The sequence below is a fragment of the Prevotella sp. CAG:255 genome (assembly GCF_000431195.1).
GTDB lineage: Bacteria > Bacteroidota > Bacteroidia > Bacteroidales > Bacteroidaceae > Prevotella > Prevotella rara.
The window spans coordinates 21279-27278 of the sequence record NZ_HF986835.1; the positions used below are offsets into that span (position 1 = coordinate 21279).

5 protein-coding genes are annotated in these 6000 nt (G+C 41.0%); all 5 read right to left on the bottom strand.

Annotated elements, in window-relative coordinates; all coding sequences use genetic code 11:
* Positions 1–348: 348 nt before the first annotated feature.
* Positions 349–1779 carry an L-fucose/L-arabinose isomerase family protein gene (locus QVO66_RS10520; RefSeq protein ID WP_021855449.1) on the bottom strand — a complete coding sequence of 477 codons (1431 nt, stop codon included), beginning with the start codon at positions 1777–1779 and terminating at the stop codon, positions 349–351.
* Positions 1780–1806: 27 nt separating this feature from the next.
* Positions 1807–3288, bottom strand: a complete 1482-nt coding sequence (gene glpK, locus QVO66_RS10525) for a glycerol kinase GlpK (protein ID WP_021855450.1) — start codon at positions 3286–3288, stop codon at positions 1807–1809.
* A 31-nt stretch (positions 3289–3319) separates the two neighbouring features.
* Complete coding sequence (locus tag QVO66_RS10530; protein ID WP_021855451.1) at positions 3320–4258, bottom strand: transketolase family protein; 939 nt, start codon at positions 4256–4258, stop codon at positions 3320–3322.
* Between the two features lie 2 nt (positions 4259–4260).
* Positions 4261–5097, bottom strand: a complete 837-nt coding sequence (locus QVO66_RS10535; RefSeq protein WP_021855452.1) for a transketolase — start codon at positions 5095–5097, stop codon at positions 4261–4263.
* Between the two features lie 689 nt (positions 5098–5786).
* Positions 5787–6000, bottom strand: a 214-nt coding sequence (locus QVO66_RS10540; protein ID WP_288172820.1) for a permease, incomplete at its 5' end; no start/stop codon positions are given.

A 6000-nucleotide genomic window follows, 5' to 3' on the forward strand; every position in this document is an offset into this window, starting at 1 on the left:
TCTTATATTTTCATTATGCAAATATACACAATCCACACTATAAATGAAAATTATTGGTAAATATTTTTATATGAAAAACTATTTCTTCCATAAAGAAATAGGATCATTATGCAAGTTTAATACATATATTTTAACACAAAACGGATTTTATGTCTTCCATAATCTAAATATTCATACCTTATAAGTATCTTTATGTTTTCTCTATAATAAAGAAAATGTCTATATAACTTCAACCAAAAATCAATTGATAGAGAAAAGAAAACCTAACTTTGCTATCAAAAAAGACAGCAAAGTTAGGCAACTAAACAAAAGTCTTGCAGTTATAAATAACAGCAAGACTTTTATTATTTATTCATGAACATAAATATCCCAACCAAGATAATTTTCTACGGCCTCACTCAATATATCTACGACATCAGTGCGAACCATTGCCACATGATGTTCAAAGCCGTTCTTGCAAATAAACTTCATAAGTTTCTGCAAATTGTTCACTTTGGTGACAGCTATACATCCATCCATACCATATGGATCATTTGTAAGCTCTCCCTTTCCGAGATAACTCTTTATACAGCCGAGCGTATCATCCGTAGAGATGCGGAAGTATGTAAAATCTCCTTCAGTGCATTTTCCATACACAGCACCGAATGTATTAACCTTACCCAAGGTTCTGCCAAGAACACCAAGCGGTCCAAGCTTAAGGTCGTTATTAACAAAACTCTTCGGGAAGTTTCCACAGTGAGTACATACACATTTATTACGGTCTTCAGCAAAGTTGTTATTCCAATCTAGCAATGCAGCCGGTTTGCCTGAAGCAAGACTCAGAGCATACATAGACACCGCTCCGGCGATATCAGTTTCACAAGCACAAGGAATAAGCTTTTCGCCAAGCATACTCATTGTAACGCATGCTGCGCATCCATAGTTCTGCTCAAGAGAATCCCAACACTGAATTGCAGCTGCATCAACCTCATTAGTCTGTATCCATTCTTCTACTGCCAATCCGAACTTAGCCTGTAATGCCAACTTTTCCTGATAAGCCTCTGGTACCTTTGCATAATGGCTTATCTCCTCCATTTTTGCCTTCAAAGCAGATGCTTCATTATCTATTTTTCTTGCATTGAAAAGAATCTCACTGAGGTCTACAGGCACAACAGTTATACCACTTGCCTGGAGAAGTTTCTCACTTGCACGACATGTGTTAAATCCGAGTGGACGTGTACCAATCTGGCCTATACGTGCATGAGTAAGTTTACGTACAACACGGCAGATGGCAGCAAACTTGTTGATATCCTTCATCAGCAGGTCGCTGTGTATAGAATAGGTGTGGAATGTTGTATCTGTAAACGGTATTCCATACTGATACAGGTTGTTACAAACAGATATCTTTCCACAGAAGGCATCACGGCGGCTATCAAGATCAACTTTGTCGTTTTGGTCGTCACAGGCCTGCACAAGAACAGGTACATGCAACTCTGCGCGACTGATAGCATTGATTATTCCTACTTCAAAGCCAAAGTTAGGCAGAGACACAATTATTCCGTCGATGTCATCACGGTTAGCACGGAACAGCGCAGCACATTTTTTGCCGTCTTCAACCGTCTCCATAGAACCACCGGTAGGAGTGTCCTGCTCATCCAATATAACATAGCCGTATCCGGCTTTATCTAACTCTTCCAACAACGTCTTACGTACATCAACAGCCAACTCTGAGTTGAAATACGCACGGGTACCGATAATCAGTCCAAACGTTTCCTTTCCTGTTTTAGCTTGTTTCTTCATAGTGTTTTCGTCTTTATTATTTATGATTTATTTTCTATTAACAGTATGTATGGCCTCTGTCCAACCTGCATAAAGGCGTTCACGCTCGTCACATGACATGGCCGGGAATATACGGTTGTCAGATGTGCGCAATGCAGCCACCTCATCCATATCCTTCCAAACCTTGCGTGCCAAACCATTCATAATCATAGCTCCCATTGCCGATGCCTCTTCTATATCAGAGCGATTGATGCATGCATCAAGCATGTCTGCCTGAAATTGCATCAAAAGTTGATTCTTTGTAGGTCCTCCGTCCACACGCAGCTCCTTTAAAGTTATTCCGGCTTGTTTTGTCATCAGGTCAATCAAATCTTTTATTTGGTAGGCAATTGCCTCCAATGCAGCCCTACAGATATGTCCTTTCTCTGTAGCCAAAGTCATTCCACATATCATAGCCTTTGCCTGAGAGTTCCACCATGGAGCACCGAGACCTGCAAATGCCGGTACCATATAAACTCCTCCGTTATCCGGAACTTCGAGAGCAAACGTCTCTATTTCCGCAGGGCTTTCAATAAGATGCAGGTTGTCAGTCATCCATTTGATTGTCGCACCCGTACAATGAATATTTCCTTCAAAAGCATAGAAAATCTTGCCTTTTGCAGCAAAGCCAACTGAAGTTACGAGACCTTCGGGAGCAGCCACAGCGTTTTCGCCGATATTCACCATAACGGACGAACCTGTTCCATATGTTGCTTTACCCATACCAGCCTCAAAACACATCTGACCAGCCAAAGCACCATGTGAATCGCCAAGCATACCGGCAATAACAATAGGCTCATCAAAAACTCCCTCTACAGTTGTTTCACCAAATACAGAATCGCAAGGCATAGGCTTTGCCATCATATTGCGTGGTATTGTCAGCAAGTTGAGGAGTTCATCATCCCAGTCTAATGTATGGATATTAAACAACATTGTACGCGACGCATTGGTATAGTCTGTCACATGCTCCTTGCCACCTGTCAGTTTCCACACAAGCCATGTGTCAATTGTACCCATCAGAAGTTCTCCATTATCTGCAGCCTGACGTGCTCCCTGAACATTATCCAATATCCATTTGACACCGCTAGCGGCAAAATATGGGTCAATGAGCAGTCCGCTACGCTCACGAATCAGGTCTGTATATCCACGCTCTCTCAATTCATTGCATATAGCTGCTCCACGCTGACACTGCCAAACCACGGCATTGTATACCGGCTTACCAGTAAAACGGTTCCAAACCACAGCCGTTTCACGCTGGTTTGTAATTGCCAAAGAATAAGATGCTTCGGCATCATCTACAGTCTTAACCACCTCACGTATAGCTTCGACCATATTATTATATATCTCCTCTGCATCATGCTCAACCCATCCCGGCTGAGGATAATATTGCTTATGGGCAACATTCTTACGACAGACCAACTGGCAATGCTCGTTAAAGAGCACTGCCTTTGTGGCTGACGTACTTTGATCAACGGTTATAATATATCTCATTTCAAAACCTTCTATAAGTTACTCAAGGCTTTTACTTCAAAAAGTCTTTAGCTGTAGCATAAATGCCTTCAGCATCTAACTTATAATAATGGAATATCTCCAATGGCTTGCCATGAATAGCGTTTTCGTCAGGAATACCGAGTATACGCATAGGAACAGGGCAATTCTGACTCACTGTTTCTGCAACAATTGCTCCCAAGCCACCATACATGCTATGCTCTTCTACTGTCATTATTCGTCCAGTCTCGCGTGCAGCCTTAACTATAGCCTCAGTATCAGCAGGTTTAAGAGTATGCATGTCGATGACACGAGTGCTTATACCCTCCTCTGCAAGGCGCTTTCCGGCCTGAAGAGCATGCCAAACTGTTTCACCTGTAGCAATAATTGTCAGGTCCTTACCATCCTGAAGCTGTATAGATTTTCCAATCTGATAATCAAAATTATTATCTTCATAAACATCAGGAACAGCATTACGGCCAACGCGAACATAAACAGGATGAGGATAATCTACAAGTTGCTCAACAAGTTTACGTGTCTGTCGTGCATCGCAAGGAAGTACAACTTGCATGCCGGGGAATGTGCGCAGCACAGCAATATCATGCAAACTATGATGAGTGGCGCCCAAAGCTCCATATGCAACGCCACCACTTACGCCCAAGATCTTAACCGGTTGGCCTGAATAAGCCACGTCAACCTTTACCTGCTCAAGACTGCGTGCTACATAAAAGCATGCAGGACCACATACGAACACTTTTTTTCCGCATGAAGCCAAACCGGCAGAAATGCCTACAGCATCCTGCTCTGCAATACCGCACTCAACAAACTGCTCAGGCAATTCTTTTGCAAAGTCTGTCAGAGTAACCGAGCCACGGGCATCGGTCGTTACGGCTACAATATTCTTATCTTTTTTACCAAGTTCAACCAGTGCATCGGTAAAACTTTTACGGCAAGCAACACTTTTTATTTCCATTGTTAACAATTCTTTTTAAGTTCTTCAATACGGTTAGTAATCTCAGCGATAGCTTTCTCATACTCCTCTGCCGTAGGCACGCCATGATGCCATTTCAGCACATTTTCCATGTATGAAACGTGGAAGCCCTTTGTTGTATGAAGCACAACCATGTGAGGCTTTCCGTTGTTATAATCTATCGATTCAAGGCAGTTAACAATAGCCTCAATATCGTTGCCGTCAACATCATATACATCCCATCCGAAAGCCTTCCAGCGCTCGTTAAGAGACTCAAGTTTCATCACATTCTCAGTTGTGTCACTTATCTGCAAGCCGTTTCGGTCTATCATTGCAACAAGATTATCCAACTTATAATTGCTTCCGGCCATGGCTGCCTCATATATTGAGCCTTCGCCCTGCTCGCCGTCGCCCATAAGTACAAATGTACGATAAGGCTTCTTATCCATTTTTGCAGCAATGGCACAACCTACACCAATTGAAAGACCGTGACCTAATGCACCGCTGTTAAATTCTATACCCGGGACTTCAACCGTAGGATGACCTGCCAACACAGACAGATAATCGCCATAAGTGTCGACAAGTTCTTTTGTAATGAAACCTTTTGCCTCGAGCACACAATAAAGTGCTTCCACACAGTGACCCTTGCTCATAATGAAACGGTCGCGCCCTTCCATTTTCGGATTCTCAGGGTTTACGTTCATGACACGCATATACAATGCTGTCAATACATTCAAAGACGAGAGATCGCCGCCGATATGACCGGCTTTGGCTTTATATACGACCTCTAACAAACGTTTTCTGATTTCCTCGCATTTCAATGTCAACTCAGGAATGCTCATTAATTTGTCCATATTTATATTGGTATTATTAAAATATATCTACTTGTAAATGGTTTTCATAATGTAATTACAAATTTAAACATTATTTTTTATAAGCTATTGCAATGTAACAAAAAACAAAGCAGAATAACATAAAACAAGGATGTTTCAACCACCCTAAATATTCGACTGACTTTTCGTCAAATTGTACTATTACGGAACTGTTAAATTTATTCTATTTTCATTTAAAGCGCTCAGAATAGCCATGCTCAAAGCAAATACGACTAAAACATCAAAATTTTACGCAAAACATCACTTTTTCGTAATCGTCTGAAAATCAATGTATTATATAATCCTGTATTTTAAGCCAATGACAATACCGTCGTCATTAACGGCCTTTTACAAGATAAAAGGTCATCTTTTACATAATAAAAGAATGTATTTTGCTACAAAACTCAGCACATTTTAAGTAAAAAACAACTGATTTTTCAAAGTGAAATCAGTGAAAAAGGACGTAAAACTCAATAAAAGCCGCTTTACATTACGGCTTTTATTAAGAAAACACGGAACATTTTTTCTAGAACAGGAAAAAATAATGACAAAACTTTTTACTACTTACGCTATTAACAATTGTCCTATTTACGAACAACCGCATATGACCATTCAACATCATACGCCCAGAACAGGACAGCCTAATTTGTAACAAGATATCACAAGATGATGTTGAACAAGTAACCGGAGATAATTATAAATAACGTTATTGTCCCAAAGAAAATGCCGATGAGACGCCATGTCATAACTTTTTTAAGAAGTGTTGCTTCCGGCAAAGACAAGCCCACAACAGCCATCATAAAAGCAAGAGCCGTGCCCACAGGAATGCCTTTTGCCACAAACACCTCAATAACAGGCACTATTCCTGCTGCA